Annotated in this window: 19 protein-coding genes; 5 read left to right on the top strand and 14 right to left on the bottom strand. The window is 60.3% G+C overall.

The annotated features are described in order from the left end of the window. Positions 1-6: 6 nt before the first annotated feature. Positions 7-474: a cyanase gene (gene cynS, locus FFH90_RS18115; RefSeq protein WP_018929757.1), complete on the bottom strand. Its 468-nt coding sequence runs from the start codon at positions 472-474 to the stop codon at positions 7-9. Between the two features lie 118 nt (positions 475-592). Between cynS and cynR the strand changes: the two genes are divergently transcribed. Next, on the top strand, positions 593-1477 hold the full coding sequence (gene cynR, locus FFH90_RS18110) for a transcriptional regulator CynR (RefSeq protein WP_086946213.1): 885 nt from the start codon (positions 593-595) through the stop codon (positions 1475-1477). Position 1478: 1 nt separating this feature from the next. Here the strand turns inward: cynR and FFH90_RS18105 are convergent, their stop codons facing one another. The 4 genes from FFH90_RS18105 to FFH90_RS18090 form a co-directional block, all read right to left on the bottom strand. Next, positions 1479-1781 carry a hypothetical protein gene (locus FFH90_RS18105; protein WP_018929755.1) on the bottom strand — a complete coding sequence of 101 codons (303 nt, stop codon included), beginning with the start codon at positions 1779-1781 and terminating at the stop codon, positions 1479-1481. Between the two features lie 152 nt (positions 1782-1933). Next, entirely contained in the window at positions 1934-2263 is a 330-nt protein-coding gene (locus FFH90_RS18100) for a hypothetical protein (protein ID WP_018929754.1), read from the bottom strand. A 537-nt stretch (positions 2264-2800) separates the two neighbouring features. Next, a complete protein-coding gene (locus FFH90_RS18095) occupies positions 2801-3340 on the bottom strand; it encodes a GNAT family N-acetyltransferase (RefSeq protein WP_138867775.1) in 540 nt (179 codons plus the stop codon). 62 nt (positions 3341-3402) lie between these two features. Beyond that, entirely contained in the window at positions 3403-5352 is a 1950-nt protein-coding gene (locus tag FFH90_RS18090) for a DNA topoisomerase III (protein ID WP_138867981.1), read from the bottom strand. Positions 5353-5390: 38 nt separating this feature from the next. Between FFH90_RS18090 and FFH90_RS18085 the strand changes: the two genes are divergently transcribed. The 3 genes from FFH90_RS18085 to FFH90_RS18075 all read left to right on the top strand — a co-directional run bounded on the left by FFH90_RS18085 (position 5391) and on the right by FFH90_RS18075 (position 8323). Further along, on the top strand, positions 5391-7043 hold the full coding sequence (locus FFH90_RS18085; protein ID WP_138867774.1) for an alkaline phosphatase D family protein: 1653 nt from the start codon (positions 5391-5393) through the stop codon (positions 7041-7043). A gap of 24 nt (positions 7044-7067) precedes the next feature. Next, positions 7068-7829, top strand: a complete 762-nt coding sequence (locus FFH90_RS18080; RefSeq protein WP_138867773.1) for a hypothetical protein — start codon at positions 7068-7070, stop codon at positions 7827-7829. Between the two features lie 131 nt (positions 7830-7960). Beyond that, positions 7961-8323 (top strand): DUF427 domain-containing protein, encoded by a 363-nt coding sequence (locus tag FFH90_RS18075; protein ID WP_018929751.1) that lies wholly within the window; start codon positions 7961-7963, stop codon positions 8321-8323. A 66-nt stretch (positions 8324-8389) separates the two neighbouring features. On the opposite strand, the gene FFH90_RS18070 is transcribed toward FFH90_RS18075, so the two are convergent. Both FFH90_RS18070 and FFH90_RS18065 read right to left on the bottom strand, forming a co-directional pair. Next, on the bottom strand, positions 8390-10012 hold the full coding sequence (locus FFH90_RS18070) for an MFS transporter (RefSeq protein ID WP_018929750.1): 1623 nt from the start codon (positions 10010-10012) through the stop codon (positions 8390-8392). An 80-nt stretch (positions 10013-10092) separates the two neighbouring features. Then, positions 10093-11742, bottom strand: coding sequence for a GMC family oxidoreductase (locus FFH90_RS18065; RefSeq protein ID WP_138867772.1), 1650 nt, complete (start codon positions 11740-11742; stop codon positions 10093-10095). Positions 11743-11875: 133 nt separating this feature from the next. On the opposite strand from FFH90_RS18065, the gene FFH90_RS18055 reads away from it, so the two are divergent. Then, positions 11876-12772, top strand: a complete 897-nt coding sequence (locus FFH90_RS18055; RefSeq protein WP_018929748.1) for a LysR family transcriptional regulator — start codon at positions 11876-11878, stop codon at positions 12770-12772. A gap of 235 nt (positions 12773-13007) precedes the next feature. Here the strand turns inward: FFH90_RS18055 and FFH90_RS18045 are convergent, their stop codons facing one another. From FFH90_RS18045 to FFH90_RS18015, 7 genes are read right to left on the bottom strand one after another with little or no spacing between them, the layout of a single operon-like run. Then, on the bottom strand, positions 13008-14384 hold the full coding sequence (locus tag FFH90_RS18045) for an ATP-binding protein (protein ID WP_138867771.1): 1377 nt from the start codon (positions 14382-14384) through the stop codon (positions 13008-13010). Beyond that, entirely contained in the window at positions 14381-15043 is a 663-nt protein-coding gene (locus FFH90_RS18040; protein ID WP_018929746.1) for a response regulator, read from the bottom strand. The genes FFH90_RS18045 and FFH90_RS18040 overlap by 4 nt, the downstream gene beginning before the upstream one ends. Positions 15044-15054: 11 nt before the next feature. Next, complete coding sequence (locus FFH90_RS18035) at positions 15055-15699, bottom strand: tetratricopeptide repeat protein (protein ID WP_111453473.1); 645 nt, start codon at positions 15697-15699, stop codon at positions 15055-15057. Further along, a complete protein-coding gene (locus tag FFH90_RS18030) occupies positions 15696-16505 on the bottom strand; it encodes an SDR family oxidoreductase (protein WP_138867770.1) in 810 nt (269 codons plus the stop codon). The genes FFH90_RS18035 and FFH90_RS18030 overlap by 4 nt, the downstream gene beginning before the upstream one ends. Beyond that, complete coding sequence (locus FFH90_RS18025; protein WP_138867769.1) at positions 16492-17166, bottom strand: TenA family transcriptional regulator; 675 nt, start codon at positions 17164-17166, stop codon at positions 16492-16494. Before FFH90_RS18025 ends, FFH90_RS18030 begins: the two co-directional genes overlap by 14 nt. Next, the gene (locus FFH90_RS18020; RefSeq protein ID WP_138867768.1) at positions 17163-18644 is read right to left on the bottom strand and encodes an AMP-binding protein; all 1482 of its coding nucleotides are present in this window, start codon (positions 18642-18644) and stop codon (positions 17163-17165) included. Before FFH90_RS18020 ends, FFH90_RS18025 begins: the two co-directional genes overlap by 4 nt. Continuing rightward, positions 18634-19311 (bottom strand): thermostable hemolysin, encoded by a 678-nt coding sequence (locus FFH90_RS18015; RefSeq protein WP_138867767.1) that lies wholly within the window; start codon positions 19309-19311, stop codon positions 18634-18636. The genes FFH90_RS18020 and FFH90_RS18015 overlap by 11 nt, the downstream gene beginning before the upstream one ends. Between the last annotated feature and the right edge of the window lie 109 nt (positions 19312-19420).

The following is a 19420-nucleotide window of genomic DNA, read 5'->3' as shown; positions in this document are numbered from 1 at the left end:
AGTTACTTAGAACGGGCGCAGCGGCAGGAACTTGCCGTCCAGGGTAATCACGGCGCGGGAGCCGCCTTCCGGGTCTTCGACCTTTTTCAGGTCCAGCTTGAAGTTGATCGCGCTGATGATGCCGTCGCCGAACTGCTCGTGAACCAGGGCTTTGAGCGTGGTGCCGTAGATCTGGATCATTTCGTAGAAACGGTAGATGGTCGGGTCGGTCGGAACACCCGACAGGCTGCCGCGCAGCGGGATGATTTGCAGGCGGGCCACGGAGTCGGCGTCCAGCTCGAGTTTTTCGCCGATTACTCTGGCGGCGGCTTCCGGCAGTGGATGCTGACCGAGCAGGGCGGCGGTGACGTAGGCCAGACCCAGGCCGGTGCCGTCAGTCAGATCCTGCCAGGACAAATTCTTGCGCGCCTTGGCATCGAGGATCGAAGTGGTCAGGGCCAGACTGGTGTCCTGGTAAGCGTGGGACTGTTGCATGGTGTGACTCCTATCGGTTGTGGCTGGAAAGTGGAGCCATCTTCGGTTGATTGATCCATAGCGTCCAAGATCGATATACAATGCTTTGCATAAGTCCTGCCTATAGATGATGAGCCCCATGCTGCTCCGACATTTGCGCTACCTGCTGGCGGTCGCCGACCATGGCGGCTTCACCCGCGCCGCGGAGGCATTGCACGTCTCCCAACCGACACTGTCCCAGCAGATCCGGCAACTGGAGGAAACCCTGGGTGTCAGCCTGTTCGACCGCACCTCGCGCACGGTCAGAGCGACCGACGCGGGGCAGGCCTATATCGAATGCGCCCGGCGGGTGCTGGTGGAACTGGAAGCGGGCAAACGCGCGCTGCATGATGTGAAGGACTTGTCTCGCGGCACCTTGCGACTGGCCATGACGCCAACGTTCATGGCGTATCTGGTGGGGCCGCTGGTGCGCGATTACGCGGCGAAGTTTCCGAACATCCATCTGCAGATTTTCGAGTTGTCGATGGATGACATCGAGACGGGGTTGCTTGATGACTCGCTAGACATTGCCATTGCCTTCACCCCGGTGAGGAGCCCGGATATCGAGTGCGTGCCGGCGTTTGTCGAGACTCTGGGTGTGGTGGTCGGGCACCGTCATCCGTTGTACGAGCGGCAGATCCCGCTATCGCCCAAGGAGATGGCGCAATTGGAATTCGCGTTGCTGACGCCGGACTTCATCACCCGATCCTCAGTCGACGAGTATTTTCGGCAGCAGAACATCACGGCCAAGGTGGCGATCGAGGTGAATTCGGTGAGTACGTTGCTGGAGGTCATTCGCCACACGCCGATGGCCACCATCCTCCCGGAGCCCATCGCCACGGCGGAACGGGCATTGCGCCGAATTGAATTACAGGGCGAGGCACCCCGGCGCGACGCGGCATTGCTGCGCAGGAAGAACAACTATCACAGTGCCGCGTCTGTGGCGTTCGCGAACCTGGTGATGGCCGGCAGCACCAGCGTGTGAATCAATCATCCACCGACTGGCAGATGCCATTGCCGCCTTTCTTGCTGGTATAGGTCACGGCTACCGTGTCGTCATCCGCGATGCTGATCGAGATCGTCACATCCGGCCCCTTGGCCTCGAAAAGGCGATCATTGATCATTTTGGTCTGGGCTTCTTTGCTGTTGATCATCACCGGACCATCCTGGTCGGCGTGGACCATGATTTTCCCGGGACAGTCCACATCGAAGGCGGGAATGCCGGGGAGACTGTTCGCATGGGCTGCACTCGCCAATGCCAGTAGCATGAATGTCAGGGTTGTTTTCATCGCAGACCTCCAGCGGATAAACCGATGTCCAGCGCACTGTTAACCATAGCCCTGTTCTTTTGACCCGGTGCAAAGTCAGAGGTGCAGACGGTGACGAATAAAAAAGGCCCCGCTCGATAAAACGAGCGGGGCCTTCTTGTGTTTGGGAGAGATCAGTACAACCGATCAATCACCCGAACTTCATTCTGGTTCTGCAGCGAGGCCCACGCCTGTGTCAGCGTTTGCAGCACATTACCGATGAAGTCCTTGTCGGCCGCGGCTTTCTTGCCGACATAGCCCTGGCCGCGACGGTACATCTTCATGCGGGCCAGCAGGTTCTGGTTGTTCTTGTCGAACTCTTCTTCGTGGGCATGGGGCGACAGGCAGTCGATATGGACCTGGCCCGATTTGCTGATCCACAGAATATGGCTGTCATGGCTGTCTTTTTGCGCAGCGAACAAACGAGCCAGTTCATCGATAGTAGGTTGATTGTTCAGATTCATTGTAAGCCCCTTGACCATTTGGTGATCTTTCAAAGTTGATTCGCTAATACAGGTAGCCCATCGGTTAGTTGATCCCTGGCACCGAAACCAGGACGTCAGCGGTCGACCGTCAATACGACGGGGTCGCGCATCTGTTGCATGTAGTCGTGTTGAATAACTGCTACGCAATAGCGTCACAACGAAGAGAAGCAGCGAAAACCTGGAGGCCACTGCCGACGTTTTCAGGGTCGGCCACAAGCTTCATGAGGATTGATCGCTAGCGCTTCTCGCCCTTGTTCTGGACGTTCAGGCCAGGTCAGCTTCTTCAATCTGCCTTGTGGGCAGCGTGTATCCGGGAAAAACAGCTCGGCGGTCAGACGAACTTGCTCAAACGTGTTGCCTGTACTCCCGATCGGGGAGACGTCTGCATCATGCAAGGGCAAATCGGAGGCGTCAACGGTTTTGTAGTGATTATTTTTGTTCACTACATATTGTCGGACAAAGTGGTTTTGGAATTAGAAAGTCAGCGTGGCCACCGTTTGGAGTCTTCGGCAGCGCTTACCCCGGCCCTGTAGGCGTTGCCGAAGGCTGCAATCTTTCAAAGCGGTAAACGGTGCATGGATAACCGTCGATCGGCAGCTGATGCACGGTGAATGCTCCGCCCGTGAGATCGGGCATCACCCTGGCCCAGAACAGCCGCGCAGGCTGGTTGGCATCGATGTGGAAAATCTGCCATTGACCGGGGAAGCGGCTCAAGAGGGCAGAGACGACAAACTTCGCGACACCTTGGCCACGAAAGCGTCGACTGACAAAAAAGTAGCCGATGTTGTACTCGGCGCCGACGATATGGGTTTCGTTATCCACGGTCACGAACCCTGCCAGCTCGCTGTCGACCTTGATCAGAAACGGCCGGGTTGCCGGGTTGCGCCAGTAGTCCAGTCTGGGCTGGATGTTGAAGAAACCATGTTCCCCGAGCTTCAGCGGCAGCCATTCGCTGAAATCGTACATGTAGAACTGCATCAGGTTTTCGATGGTTTCCAGTTCGTCGCGCTGGGCGGCGTGCAGTTCTATCGAGGGCTGGCTCCTGATTGTCGCCATGGTCGTACCTTCCGTGTCTTAACTGACATTGAAGAACACTAGACCATTTCGATTCGCTGCCCTCAAACCTTGCCCGCCGGTTTCGCCGCGCGCTTGGTTCCAGTCGAAGGCTTGCGTTTGGCGGGTTTGCGTTTGTTTTTCCACGGTGTGGCGCCACGCCCGGCCGGGCTTGCCGGCCCGCTGATGGTCAGGTTCAGGCCGGCGCAACGTGCCACTTGCTTGCTCATCCACGCGGCCTGTTTGGTGACGAATTCTTCCAGGCTCATTTCACCGCTCTGCACCATGTCCAGCGCCTGTTCCCAGATCGCCGTGGTGCCGGGGTCGGCAATCGCGCGCGGCACCGCATCGATCAGGCTGAAAGCCGCCGGCGTCGCGGCCAGGGCCTTGCCGTTCTTGATCAGATAACCACGATCCAACAGGCCCTGGATGATCGAGGCGCGTGTAGCTTCGGTGCCGATGCCGGTGGTGTCCTTGAGCTTTTGCTTGAGCAGCGGATCTTCCACCAGTTTGGCAACATTCTTCATTGCCTTGATCAGATCGCCTTCGGTGAATGGCTTGGGCGGCTGGGTCCAGAGGTCCTTGAGTTTCACGTCAGCCACCGCGCAGTCACGCCCTTCGGCCAGTGTCGGCAGTGTTTGCGGTGCCGGTGCTTCGCGGCCCTTGGCGGGCGCGAGGGCTTCGGGCAGGGCGCGTTTCCAGCCGGGCTCGACAATCTGCTTGCCCACGGCGCGCAAGGCTTCACCGGCGCAGTCGAAGTCGGCCTGGGTGCGGTCGTATTCATGGTTGGGCAGGAACTGCGCCAGGTAACGCGCACGAATCAGGGTGTAGACCGCCCGTTGCTTGCCCACCAGTCGATCAAGATTCTTCGCCGCGGCGGTCGGAATGATGCCGTGGTGTGCGCTGACCTTGGCATCGTTCCAGGCCCGCGATCGGCGTTGCGGCTCCAGATAATCGTGCAAGGCGTTCAGGGCCGGATCGGCTTGCCGGAGCGCCGCCAGAATACCCGGCGCTTCGCTGTGCTGACTCAGGGGCAGGTAGCCGCAGTCGCTGCGCGGGTAGGTGATGACTTTATGGGTTTCATACAGGGCCTGAGCGATATCGAGGGTTTCCTGGGCGCCGAGCCCGAGTTTTTTCGAGCAGACTTCCTGCAAAGTACCCAGGTCGAACGGCAGCGGCGCGACTTCGCGCATGCGCTCGGTACGTAGCTTGATCACCCGAGCGCTCGCCGCATTGCCAATGGCTGCAGCCGCCTGCTGGGCCAGCGCCTGGTTCAGGCAGCGATCCTGATCGTCACAAGCATCGGACGCCGCACGCCACTGGGCAGTGAACGCAGTGCCATCGTGCAGCAGTTGCACGTCGATGGCCCAGTAGGCCACCGGGACGAAATCGGCAATGCTGCGGTCGCGATCCACCACCAGGCGCAAAGTCGGCGTCTGCACCCGACCGACCGGCAACACGCCCTGATAGCCGGACTGACGCCCCAGCAGGGTGAACAGCCGACTCATGTTCATCCCGATCAACCAGTCGGCCCGGGAGCGCCCCAACGCCGAATGATAGAGGCTGAACGTCTCGGCCCCCGGCTTGAGCGCCGCCAGCGCCTTGCGGATCGATGCATCGTCCAGGGCCGACAACCACAGCCGCTGGATCGGCCCGCGATAACGGCAATGTTCCACCAGTTCCCGGGCGATCATCTCGCCCTCACGGTCGGCGTCGGTGGCAATCACCAGTTCACTGGCCTCGCCGAGCAGGCGTTTGACTGCCTTGTACTGGCTGGCCGTGCGCGGCTTGACGGTCATTTTCCATTTTTCGGGAATGATCGGCAGATCCGCCAGCACCCAACGCTTGTAACGCGCGTCGTAGGCATCCGGCGGCGCGGTTTCCAGCAGGTGGCCGATGCACCAGGTCACCGTGACGTCCGTTCCCAGCCAGCAGCCGTCGCCTCGACGCCTAGCGCCGAGCACGGCCGCGATATCTTTGGCCTGGGAAGGTTTTTCACAGAGGTACAGCCGCATAACCACCATCATCGATCAGTGTTCGAGAGGTGCACAGAATGGCGGTTGATGAGCGATGGAGCAATCTTTATCTGTATGGATGTACAGCTCATGCGTTGCGATTGATTGCGCGTTCATTGTGGAAGGCTGGCTGCGTGGTGTTCCTGCCAGTCTTTGCTTTAATAAACGGCAAGCAGCGACATCGGACTTCTCTGTATTCGAGCCATCTGGCCCAAGGAGCGGTAATGGCATATTTGATGGCTCGACCAGTACTTGGCGCCCTCGACGAGATCAAGTTGTGGGTCGGGATGTTTGGTGTGGCCCAACCGCCGGCCGTCGAATTTACCGTGGATGGCGCGCCGTGTTTACCGGCCACGGTGGATGGACTTCACCCCATCCGGGACAGACAGCGGGGCAAGGGGTACCTCAACTATCAGGGACTTTTCACCTTCAAAACCAGGGGCGCTGGTTGCGAGCATCACATTGTGGTCCGTGCGGGGGGTAGCTTTGAACCCTGCACTCTGCGGGTTTTTTCCTTGCCGGCCAAGGTGCCGCAAAAAATGGAAGGGAGCTTCAAGATTCTGCTCTCTTCCTGTTATTGCACCGAAACTGACGAGGCGGACGTAGGGCGGTTCATCCAGCGCCTGCCCATCAGGCCTGATATCGCATTGTTCGCGGGTGATCAGGTCTACCTCGATCAACTGCCCTTCGAGACCCTGCCGACGACGGAAGATGAACTGCGGCAGGTTATTTCCTCAAAATATCAACGCAACTGGACATCTGCATTCACCAATGTGGCGAGTCTTCAGTCTGCACTGGCCAAAGCGCCCGCCGTCTGCCTCCCGGACGATCATGAGTTCTGGAATAACTACCCTTGGCCTCAGTTCTGGAAAAGGGGGACTCAGACAGCCCCAACCCCCGGTGGCGGTGTGAATATTTGGGCCGATGCGGCGCTCGAGATGTTCCAGGACTACCAGGTGGGAGGCTCTGCGCAGAAGCCCTGGCTGCGCGTGGACATCGAGCCGTTGTTCATGCTGTTTCTCGATACCCGAAGTTATCGCAAGCAAGACTTCGACGACCCTTTCGGTCTGATGCCAGAGGAAGCCGAACAGGCGTTCAAGCACTGGGCAAGCGAACTTATCGATTGTCAGAAACAGGGGATACCGCGAATCGGCGTGCTGTCGACCGGGCAGGCTCTGCTGGTCAAGACGCCGTTCTTTGACGAGATGGGCGATGCTGAACTGTCCAGCTATAAGAAACAGTTCAAGGTAATTATCGAAACGCTCGAGAGGCTGGGACAACATGGCATCCAGGTGGTTTTCCTGACCGGGGACGTGCACTGGAGCCGTGTTGCACAGGCCACCTGTGTCAAGCGCGGGCAAATCACCCTGACCGAAGTCATCTGTTCGCCAATGAGTCTGCTGGTCACTCCGGGGGCCGATCAGGTGGCGCGACTCAAAGATCATCTAGGAAGTATTTTCGGCGAGCGAAAACGCTGGCCTCTTCATCCTGAAGTCGAGTTGGCTCCTGCCTACATTGGGGAGAAGTCTTTTCGCCCGGTCGGTCAGAAAGGTTGGAGTGGCAACCAGGTAGCCGTTCTTGAATTTTCCTGCCTGGGGCTTGGCGTGGAACTGAACGTCACGTATCACCCCGTCACCGCACCCGCTTCGCCTGCCACTAAAGCCGGTCCATTTACCTTGCTCAATACATAAAGCCATTGATGCTGGAGAAGAGTCATGCTCGCCAAATATACAACCGTATCCAAATCCAACCCCGAGATACAAAAACTACGGCGCAAGGGTAAAGAAGACAATGTTAAATGGATTGACAGGGCTATCAACGAACTGGCCGACAAAAAAAACACAGATCAATCCTATGTGTTGTTGCTGGGGGCCACCGATACGTTGGGGTGGCGCCTGAGACTCGGTCAGTCGCACCTGCGCTTCGACATGTTGCCGTCTTATTGGTCCACCTCGGCGTTTCTCAAGGTTTCACCTAAAGGCATTGCACAGTCCAGCATTCTCCATGTTCCCTTGTTCCAACCGGAAACCGGCATGTTTGCGTCCGAGCGAAACGGCGTGGTCGAGACGCCTCTCCAGCACCTGGAAGACCCCGATCACTGGAAAAACATTGCAGTCATTGCGTTACCCAAATCGCAGAAAGAAGTTTTGAGCAAACTCGACCAATTCGAGAAAGGACGCGCCTACGTAGATGCGCTGGAGAACGTATTGCGCTGGCTCGCTTTTTCTTGGGGCGTGGCGCGCACCCCGAACCCGATACATGACGGGATTGGATTGCCGTCGGCCTGCATGCTGGAAACCCTCTACGCCAGCGCAGGGCTGGATCTGACTCCAGGGCTCGAAACCCGGGCGTCGAGCCCGGAAGCCATCTGGGCGACGGCGATGTTTTGGTACGACTACTACACCAAGAACAATGTGCAACCTCCAAAGGGCAGGTATTGGACACCGCACGAATACAAAATCGAGGATGGCAAGTAGCTGGTCCCAAGGCGTTGGCGCTTGCGGCGAAGGCGTTGCTGCCGTTTGGCTGTGCAACCGCCGTGATCCCGGAACATGAGGTATATCTGATGGATCGCGGTTACAGCGAACAGCAAGGGAGGAGCCCTTTCATGAAAGTCCCAGGTGCCGGTAGTCCCATCTCCATCGTCCCCCAACCCGGCTGCGTGGTGGTGAAGTTCCATGGCATTCAAGTGGCGTCGTCCACTCGGGCGCTGGTCATGCATGAGACCAATTATCCTCCGGTGTACTACATCCCGCGGGAGGACATCGCCGAACAGTATTTCGCCCGCACCGACCACACCAGCTATTGCCCGTACAAGGGCGATGCCAGCTATTACAGCCTGCAGATCCCCGGGCATGAAGGTGCCAATGCGGTATGGAGTTATGAGCACCCCAAGGTGTCGGTTGCGCAGATTGGCGGGTATGTGGCGTTCTATCCTGACGAAGTGACGTTTGAGGTGCTCAAGACCTGATGTGCAGAAAACATTTTGTGGCGAGGGGGCTTGCCCCCTCGCCACAAACTAACCTCCCGTTAGCGCTCAGTTTTTATCGAGGTCCACGTTTTTCGTCTCCCGCAAACACATCATCCCCACCACCAGGCTCACCCCGGTAATCACCACCGGGTACCACAGCCCGTAGAAAATATCCCCGGTGTACACCACCAGGGCAAACGACACCGTCGGCAGGAAACCACCAAACCAGCCGTTGCCGATGTGATAGGGCAGGGACATCGAGGTGTAGCGAATGCGGGTCGGGAACAGTTCGACCATCAGCGCCGCCAGCGGGCCGTAGCACATGGCGGAGATGATGATCAGCGCGACGATCAACACCACGATCATCGGTTTATTGATCAGCTGGATGTCGGCTTTTGACGGATACCCGGCCAGGGTCACTGCGCCACGCAGGGCCGCTTCGTCAAAGCCGTCGAGCTTCACGTCACCGACGCTCACCTGCACACCGCTGCCGGTCGGGGCCGCTTCGCTGCTGTAGGGCAGGCCCTGTTTGACCAGGAAGGTTTTGACCTTGTCGCACGGGCTATCAAATTTCGCCTTGCCCACCGGGTCGAACTGGAAGGTGCAGGTGGCCGGGTCGGCCAGCACGGTGATAGGTGCCTGACGGCTGGCCTGGTCGATGGCCGGGTTGGCGTAGTGGGCGATGGACTTGAAGATCGGAAAGTACAGTGCAGTCGCCAGCAGCAGGCCGATCATCAGCACGGGTTTGCGTCCGACCTTGTCCGACAGCCAGCCAAAAAAGATGAAGAACGGCGCGCCAATGATCACGCTGACAATCAGCAGACTGTTGGCCAGGGCCGGGTCCATTTTCAGGAACTGCGTGAGGAAGAACAGCACGTAGAACTGCGCGGCATAGAAGGTCACCGCTTGCCCGGCGTTGATGCTGAACAGGGCGATCAGCACCACTTTAAGGTTTTCCCATTTGCCGAAGGAGTCGCGCAGCGGCGACTTGCAGAGTTTGCCTTCCTCTTTCATTTTCACGAACGCAGGCGACTCGTGCAGGCTCAGGCGAATCCAGGTGGAAATGCCCAGCAGCACGATCGAAAACAGAAACGGAATACGCCAGCCCCAGACTTCGAACTGGTCGCCGGTGAAGTAACGGCAGCCGAGCACCACCAGCAGCGACAGCAGCAAGCCGAGGGTGGCGGTGGATTGAATCCAGCTGGTGTGGAAGCCGCGCTTGCCGATCGGTGCGTGTTCGGCGACGTAAGTGGCAGCGCCGCCGTACTCACCACCCAGCGCCAGCCCCTGGAGCATGCGCAGCACCACGAGGATGATCGGCGCGGCGATGCCGATGCTCGCGTAAGTCGGCAGCAAACCGACGCAGAAAGTCGCCAGACCCATGAGGACGATGGTCGCGAGGAACGTGTATTTACGCCCGATCATGTCCCCCAACCGTCCGAACACCAACGCACCGAACGGGCGCACGATGAAGCCGGCGGCGAAGGCCATCAGCGCGAAAATGAACGCCGTGGTGTCGTTGACCCCGGCGAAGAACTGTTTGCTGATGACCGCCGCGAGGGCGCCGTAGAGGAAAAAGTCGTACCACTCGAACACCGTCCCCAGGGACGAGGCGAAGATGACTTTCTGGGTTTCCTGACTGGTGCCCGCGCTGCGGACGGCTTCCAGGGGCTGAACATGTTCTGACATATCGGTATCCCTCACAGTGATTGTTTTTGTTGTTCCACTGTCGACGCCAGCCTTGTGGGCGGGTGCCGCTATTCCTTTGCTCAAGAGACTGCGGTCAGTGCTTTTTCGTCAGGGGCAAAACTCCTTGCGGTTGTTTCGAGGATCAGTTGCGCGGCTTTCTCGGCGATCATCAATGTCGGCGAGCAGGTGTTGCCCGAGGTGATGCGCGGCATGATCGAGGCGTCGGCGATGCGCAGGCCGGGGATTCCATGCACGCGCAGCTCAGCGTCGACTACTGCTTCCGCGTCGTTGCCCATCCGGCAGGTGCCCACCGGGTGGAAAATGGTGGTGCCGATGCGGGCGGCGGCTTCGTGCAATTGCTCTTCGCTCTGCAAACTGTCGCCGGGCAGGTATTCCACCGGTTTGAACGCTTGCAGGGCGGGGGCGCGAACGATGCGGCGGGTCAGGCGGATGGCGTCGGCTGCCACGCGCAAGTCTTCGGGATGGCTCAGGTAATTGGGCTGAATCAGCGGAGCTTCCCGCGGGTCGGCGGAGCAAATGTCTATGCGCCCACGGCTTTGCGGGCGCAGATCGCAGACCGACGCGGTGAAGGCGGGGAAGGCGTGCAGCGGTTCGCCAAAGCGCTCCAGCGACAGGGGTTGCACGTGGTATTCGAGGTTCGCCGAGGTCTGTTCCGGCCCCGAACGGGCGAAGGCGCCGAGTTGGCTTGGGGCCATGGACAATGGGCCGCTGCGGTCATACAGATAACGCAGGCCCATGCCCATCTTGCCCCACAGCGTGCCGGCGATCTGGTTCAGGGTGCGGGCGTTTTCCAGTTTGTAGATCAGCCGCAGTTGCAGGTGATCCTGCAGGTTGCCGCCCACGCCGGGCAGTTCATGGGCAACGCCGATGCCGAGTTGTTGCAGCAGCGGGCGAGGGCCGATGCCGGAACGCTGGAGGATGCCGGGTGAACCGACGGAGCCGGCACACAGGATGATTTCCTTACGCGCCTTGAAGGTTTTCGCCTTATCTTGCCAACGGGCGCTGATCGCCGAGGCACGGCCGTTTTCCAGCAGCACGCGGTCGACTTCAACATCAGTCAGCACCGTGAGGTTGGTGCGGTGACGGACCGGTTTGAGAAACGCCTTGGCCGCGTTCCAGCGCACCCCGGCTTTCTGGTTGACCTGGAAATAGCCGCAGCCTTCGTTGTCGCCCTGGTTGAAGTCATCGATGCTGGCAATGCCGCTTTGTTCGGCAGCAGTGCGGAAGGCATCGAGAATCGGCCACGACAGACGTTGCCGCTCGATCCGCCATTCGCCAGCGGCGCCGTGAAACTCCGAATCGCCGGCAAAATGGTTTTCGCTCTGTTTGAACAGCGGCAGCACGTCTTGCCAGCCCCACCCAGGATTACCCTCGGCCGCCCAGCCATCGTAGTCGCCGGCCTGGCCGCGCATGTAGATCATGCCGTTGATCGAGGAACAGCCGCCGAGCACCTTGCCGCGCGGGTAGCTCAGGGCGCGGCCTTGCAGGCCCGGTTGCGACTCGGTCTTGAAACACCAGTCGGTGCGCGGGTTGCCGATGCAGAACAGGTAACCCACGGGGATGTGAATCCACGGGTAGTTGTCGCGGCCGCCGGCTTCGAGCAGCAACACGCGGTGTTGCGGGTTGGCCGACAGTCGATTGGCCAGCAAACACCCGGCAGGGCCGGCGCCGACCACGATGTAGTCGTATTCATCAAGGGAAGTCTGCATCCCTTACCTCGTATTGTTGTTCTTGTTGTCGGTCATCCTAGTTGTTAGCTTTCGTTAAAAGAATGTTAGTTTTTGCGCAGCTGCTGTGCGTTTTTAAACAGCGTTATTAACGGCATAACGTCAAGGATGGTTCATGTTCGACTGGAATGACCTGCGGTTTTTTCTCGAATTGCAGCGCAGCGGCCGCTTGCTGACCGCCGCCCGCCGCTTGAACACTACCCACGCCACCGTGGCCCGGCACATCGAGGCCATCGAAAAAAGCCTCGGCACCGCGCTGTTCGTCCAGCATGCCCAAGGCTACGAATTGACCCCGGCCGGCGAAGCGCTGCTCAAGCATGCCGAGGCCATGGAAAACGTCGCGTTGCTGGCCCAGGAAGAAATCACCCAATCCACCGCGCCGCTGGGCAAGATCCGCGTCGGGGTGACGGAGGGGCTGGGCATCATGTTCCTCGCCAGCCGCATGAACGGCTTGTTCGAACGCTACCCGGGGCTGGAAGTGGAGCTGGTGGCGGTGCCGCGCTTCGTCAGCATCCTCAACCGTGAAGCGGAGATCAGCATTCACCTGGAACGCCCGGCCGCCGACATGCTGGTCACCCGCAAACTCACCGACTATCGACTGGCGCTCTACGCCAGCCAAGCCTATCTGGACCGCTCGCCACCGCTGCGCAGCCGCGAAGACCTCGGCCGCCACGCGTGGATCGGCTACGTCGACGACTTGTTATTCAGCCAGGAACTGATGTTCCTCAACAGCTTCTGCCGCAATCCACAGGTGGTGTTTCACAGCACCAGCGTCATCGCCCAACAACAGGCCGCACGCTCGGGCCTGGGGATCGCCGTGCTGCCGTGCTACATGGCCAGCGCCGATCCTGAACTGGTGCCGTTGCTGCCGGACGAAAGCATCCAGCGCAGTTATTGGATCAGTACGCGGCGCGAGCTGCACAAATCGGTGCGGCTGCGGGTGTTGTGGGATTACGTGGTGGAGTTGTGTGAGCGTGAGCAGGCTCTGCTGCGAGGTTCCATTCCTTTGTAGGAACGAGCGGTGCGGCGATCCGACTTGCCTGCGAAGGCGTCAGGTCTGGCACACCGCGTTATCGTTCTTCGCGGGCTAGCCTCGCTCGGGTAATGGAATCTTGAGTCAGTGAGAAACCTGTGGCGAGGGAGCTTGCTCCCGCTTGAGTGCGTAGCACTCACAAAAATCGGTGATTGTTCAGATTTTGGGGCCGCTACGTAGACCAGCGGGAGCAAGCTCCCTCGCCACAGAGTGTTCAATGGTGCTGGTCAACAGGAATGGACAGCGTCGCCCGCAACCCGCCTTCTGGCGGATTGACCAGGGTAATCCGCCCACCCAGCTGCGTCGCGATGGTGTTGACGATGGCCAGTCCCAAGCCTGCGCCACCGGTGTTTCCACGGCTGTAAAAGCGTTCGAACAATCGTGCGCGATCCGCTTCGTCGATGCCCGGTCCCTGGTCCTGGACGCTCAAGTTGTAGAACCCGTCATCCTGGCTCAATTGCACGGTGATGACGCCATGCTCCGGCGAAAAATTCGCCGCGTTGGTGACCAGGTTGTTCAGGGCGATGTCGATGGTGCCGGCGTCGGCGAGGACTTTGAAAGGCCGGTCCTCGGCGTCGAAAGCCAGTTCCAGGTTCCTGCTCAGCAGCCAGGGTGTGAGCTGGGCCAGGCTGGCGCGCACGGTTTCACTCAGGTCGATGCTGTGCAGCACCGGCGTCACGGCCTTGGGTTCGAGACGGGCCATGGTCAGCAATTGATTGACCAGACGGCTGGCGCGGTCGACCCCGGCAATCAGAAACGCCAGGGACTCACGACGCTCCTGTTCCGTGCCGGCTTCCAGCAGGTTTTGCGCATGCACCCGCAACACGGCCAGTGGCGTACGTAATTCGTGGGCGGCGTCGGCGATGAAGCGCCGCTCACGGCCAAGCACCTCTTGAATTTGCGCGAGCATCCGATTGAGCGCCGCTTGCATCGGTTCCAGTTCGCTGGGCAACGGGGTCAGTTGCAACGGCTCCAGAGAACCGCTGTGCCGTGCCCGCAACGTTGCCGCCATATCGGCCAGGGGTTTGAGCCCCCAGCCAATGGCCAGCCAGACCATGGCCGCCAGCATCAGGCTGCCAAGCACATTGGGCCACAGGGTGTGACGCACGATCCGGTCGACCAGGTCTGCACGCACGTCGTCCCGTTCACCGACCCAGATGCGCAGGTCATTCTCTTTGTCTTCGAGCACGAACACCCGCCAATGACGGCTGCTCAAATCCACCACATCGCTGAAACCATGTGTCGTCGGCGGCACGGTGAAGGAGGGGGCGCTGGCGGTGTGCACCAGCACTTCGCCTTTGCTATTCCACACCTGAAAGGCAATTTTGCCTTCATAGGGGTGACCATCGACGCCCGGCACCGCTTCACTCAAGGCCTTGTTGAACGCTTGATACAGCTCGGCGTGTTCATGGCTGGCCAGCGGCATGCGCATCACACCCTGCAGCAGCCGGGCGTTCTGCGCCAGTTGGGCGTCGTAGACTTCGGCGATTTCGTGATTGCTGTCGTGCAGGTTGAACACGCTGAGGATTGCCAACCCCGTCAGCATCAGGCCGATGATCAGCGTCAGGGTACGACGCCGGATCGAAGTCATCGACGCTCCTCCACCAGATAACCCACTCCACGAATGGTGCGGATCAGGTCGGTGGAGAACTTCTTGCGCAAGTGATGGATGTGCACTTCCAGGGTGTTGCTTTCGGCTTCTTCGTTCCAGCCGTAAAGCAGTTGCATCAGGTGATCGCGGGTCATGACCCGGCCCGGAGGCGAGAGCAATTCATGGAGCAGTTGATATTCCTTGGGCGTTAGCGCCACCGGTTCGCCCTGATAGCTGACTTGCTGGGTGCCGGGGTTCAGGCAGATGCCAGCGTGTTCGATCAGCACTTGCGCGCGACCGGCACTGCGGCGCAACAAAGCTCGCAGGCGAGCCTTGAGTTCGGCCAGATCGAAGGGTTTAACCAGGTAATCGTCGGCGCCGGCATCCAGCCCGGCGATGCGGTCTTCAGTGGCATCCCGGGAGGTGAGGATCAGCACCGGCAGGTTCGAGCCGCTGTCACGCAAGCGGCGCAACACTTCCAGACCGTCCATGCGCGGCAGGCCGAGGTCGAGCACGGCCACATCGAAGGTTTCGCTGAGCAGTGAATGCAAGGCGTTGCTGCCGTCCTGCAGCCAGTCGACGGTGTAACCCTCACGGCCCAGGGCCTGATGAATGCCCTCGCCAAGGGCTACGTCATCCTCGATCAGTAATAAACGCACGCGGACTCCTGTCAGTTGAGTTTTTTGTTCACGTCCACCAGTAACGCTTCGATCTCTTTGCGCCGTCCGGCGTCGGCGCTTTCCCGGCCAGGGCGGGGCGCTGCTTGCAGGGCTTTTTGCAGTGCTTGCTTGGCTTCACCATAGCGCTTTTGACGGTAAAGGTGATCGCCCCAGAAGTACAGACTGTCGATGCCGGTCGGGTTAAGGTCCAGGGCCTGCTTCAACAGTTTTTCGGCCTTGTCGGCGTCGCCGAAACCGATAGGCCAGCCGGGCACCCGATCATACAGCGCCGCGAGGCTGGTGTAGGCCGAGCCTTGCAGGGCCTTGGGATCGATGGCCAGGGCTTTTTCCAGATCGACTTTGGCCGCCTTGGCCTTGCTCAGGGCACCGAGGCCACCCTGGGCGCCGGCCCAACTGCTGGTGACGATACCGGACCAGATCCACGCTTCGGCCAGGGATTGGCGTTCCCGGGTGAACGTCGAGGCCTGGGCTGCGAGTTTTTCGAAGGCGGCGCTGCGCTGTTCGGCGGGCAATTCGTACTGGATGTGCGCCCAGCTTTGTTGAATGGCATTGAGGCGCTGCTGATCGGCGGCGTCCAGCGCCCAGACGCTTTGGCTCAGTACCCCGAACAGCAAGCAGGCGAGAATTTTCTTCATGGTTTGAGGCTCTCTTTATCGGTCTTCTGACTCAGGCGACGGATCAGCGGCAATTGCTTGCGCAAGCCACGGTCCACCAGATGCGGCAACAGACTGTTCAGGCGCACGAAAAAGCGTTCCGGCCAGCCCAGGTACAAGTCGCGACGGTCACCGGCAATGGCGTGGATGACCGCCGAGGCAACGGTTTGCGGGTCGTCGACATTGGCTTTGAGCGCATCGTTCAGCGCTTGGGCCGCCGCACTGTTCATGCTGGTGCGGGTCGCCCGGGGGGCGACGTAGAGCACGTTGATCCGGGTATCGGCCAGTTCCCGGCGCAGGGCTTCGGAGAAACCGCGCAGGGCAAACTTGGTGGCGCAATAGCTGGCGTAACCGGGGTAGCCGATGGAGCCGTAGGTCGAACCGACGTTCACCACCATGGCACTCTCGGCCTGCTTGAGCAGCGGCAGCAATAACTTGGTCAGGCTGATCGGCGCGCCGACGTTCACCGCGAGCATGGCGTTGATCTCGCTGTCATCGAGCTGTTCGAGCATGGCGAAGTGATTGACGCCTGCGGCATTGATCAGCAGGTTGATGCCGCCGATGGCCTCGGCCGCCGCCAGCACTTTGCGCCGGTCGTCGGGCAGGGTCAGGTCCGCCCCGACCCAGCGCAACTGCTCCGGGTAGCGCTCAAGCAAGGGCTCCAGCGACTCTCGATGCCGGGCCACGGCCAATACGTGTGCACCACTGGCACACAGGGTGCCGGCGATGGCCAGGCCGATGCCGCCACTGGCGCCGGTCAATACCACGCGAGCCTCAGACGGGCGCATGCAGATTCTCCCCATCGCGCGGCAGGCCACGGAACATGTCGGTGTAGAGCGTGTACACGACCTTCGAGGCATGAATCACCGCAGCCTGGTCGGCCGGGTCTTCGAGCAGGTTCATCAAGCGGCGGTAGGTCTGCATGTGTTCGATATCCAGTGAGCCGTGGGAGCTCAGGTAGCTGAAGGCGGTCTCCGGCAGCGCCAGGCGTTCGCGGATGCTGCCGGCCGCGTGGGTGGCCAGAGCAATGCTGGTGCCTTCCAGCACGTTGACCATGCCGAACAGGCCCACCGGGTTGTCCCGGGCAATCAGGTCGTAGAGGAAGCTGATCATCAACTCGATTGGCAGCGATGGACGGCCGTCACGCACGGCGTCTTTGTCACCGCCACAGGCCGCGATGTCATCGAGTACCCATTGTTCATGGCCGTATTCGTCCTCGATGTACTCGCACACCGCTTTGCGCAACCATTCCAGGCGCTGCGGCAGACGTGCGCCGCATGCCATCATCAACGGTACGGTATGGCGCACGTGATAGTAGGCCTGGGCGAGGAAGGCGCGGTAGCTGTCCAGGCTCACGTTGCCCTCAAGGGCATCGAGGATGATCGGCAGGTTGAACAACTCGTGGCGTTCCTGCTGGGTGGCTTCTTGCAGAGTGTCGAAAAAACTCATGGTGCAGATACCTCGGGGAAAACGGATTCAGTGAGCAGCGCCCGGTAACGCTCGACAATGGCATCGCGGCGCGGTCGGCCATTGGCGGTCAGCAGGCCGTTGGCGGGGGTGAAGGGTTGATCGAGACGGGTCCAGTGATGAACCTGAGCGTAATCGGGCAAGGCCTCATTGGCCTGGGCCACGGCGGTAGCCAGCTCTTCATCGGTGCAGTCCGGTCGATGGGGCCAGAGCAGGGCGTGGTTGCTCGGCATCGCTTCGCCGTAGACGAACGCCTGAGCGATGTGGCGACGCTGGGTGAGTTCGGCCTCGACCCATTCCGGGTTGACGTTGCGGCCGAAACTGGTGATGAACTGATGTTTCTTGCGCCCGTTGAGGTAGAGAAAGCCTTCCGGGTCGAACTCGCCGAGATCGCCGGTCGGCCACCATTCATCGTGGTAGGGTGCTTGCCCCAGATAGCCGAGCAGGGTCGAGCCCTTGACCAGCACTTCGCCATCGTCGGCCAGGCGAATCCCGACATGGGGCAGGGGCCGGCCGACGCTGCCGGGGCGGTGTGCTCCGGGGCGATTGAGGCACACCACCGACGCGCACTCCGACAACCCGTAACCCTCGTACACCGGCATGCCGATGCGTTGGGCACGGTGCAGCAGCTCTTCGGAAACCCGCGCACCGCCCACGGCGGCAAAACGCAACGATTGGGGGGTGAACGCCTTTTGCTCGGCGGCGCTGACCAGCATCAGCAGCAACTGTGGCACCAGGATCAAGCTCTCGGGCGCGCGGGAGGCCAGACACCCCAACAAGCGCGGCACATCGACACCGCTGGCCCCCTGAATGCCCAGGGTTTTCTGGCTCGGCACGCTCAGGGTCGCGCCGGCATACAGCGCGGCATAACAGCCGAGGTTTTCCAGCAGAATCGCCAGGGGCAGCAGTGCCAGGTGATGTCGCGGATGGGTGGGCTTGCTCGCCTGATCCAGTTCACGGGCCACTCGCAAAAGGCTTTCGGCGCTCAGGCATACACCTTTGGGTGTGCCGGTGGTGCCGGAAGTGAAGGTGAGTTTGGCGGTGCCTTCGGGGATGAGGTTCGGGCCGCTGAAGGAACGACGCCAGAATTCGCCTGTGTGTTCATAGCCGGCCCCTTGCAGTTCGGCGTCCAGTTCCGGCTCGGCAATCACCCGTTCGGCCTGGCTCTGTTGCAGGCAATGAATGCGTTGTGCCGGGCTGAAGAAGGGCGGCAACGTCAGGCAGGTCAGGCCTTCGAACAGGATGGCCAGGTCCCAGAGCATCGCCTCGGTACCGTTGTCCAGAGCCAGCGCGACCACTTTGACGTGCTCATCACGAAGACGCTGTTGGCGATCCGTGACCTCGGCGTACAGCGTGGCGTAGTCGAGTTTCAACTGATCGCCCCACAGAGCGACGGCGTTGCCTTTGTGTTCGGCGTGATGGCGCAGGGTTTGTTTGAAACGCTCCATTTCAGGCGACATGGCTGGACTCCTCAAGGGAGGTTGGCAGCCCCAGGCGATTGAACAGGCCGATGTTGCGCAGATGAATGAAACCGGCGCGGATGTTGCCGACGTGCACCCATGGCTGGCTCTCGTAATAACTGCCCCAGTGGTGACGGTCCTCTCCCAGCCGCTCGGGGTCGGCGGCACACAGCGTCACCGGCTTCAAGCCCAGGCGATGGAAACTGTTCACCAGCCCGATATTGCCGGTGAACGCCACCCATTCCAGCCCGCCCATGGCCAACAGGTAGGTGATGGCGATGATGCTCAGTCGCGCGCTGCCGGTATCGCTGGCGGCCAGGTTACCGACCTCGACAATGCCGGCCCGGTCCACGGGTTGGCCAGCAGCGGCGCTGATCAGCGTATCGATCGCCTCGTCCAGGTAACGCTCCAGAAATAAGGGTTCGGTACTGGCCAGTCGTAAGCCGGCTACCGCACACAGCGTGCCGGACTCATCGCTCATGCCGAACAGTTGCGGCATGAAATGGCGGATATCGGCGCCATGGGCCTTGCGAAAACGCTGCTGGATAAAAGCTTCGAAGACGGGTCGCTGGGTATCGTCCGGCAAGGCCCTGGCCAGACTCATCTGCGAGGATTCGGCTTGACCGAAGTGCAGGGGCAGAGGAATGTTCCAGTCAAAATCGTGCATGGGTAAGAACGCCTCCCCGAGTCAGTTTGGGGGGAGTATCAAAGGCGATTCTTAACGAAGTCTGAAGGTTATCTTCAGATTGTCTTAAGACTGGACAGGCAGGGTGGCG

Source organism: Pseudomonas sp. ATCC 43928 (assembly GCF_005938665.2).
Taxonomy (GTDB): domain Bacteria; phylum Pseudomonadota; class Gammaproteobacteria; order Pseudomonadales; family Pseudomonadaceae; genus Aquipseudomonas.
Note: the sequence above shows the minus strand (reverse complement) of the source record. Positions and strands in the feature narration are given on the sequence as shown.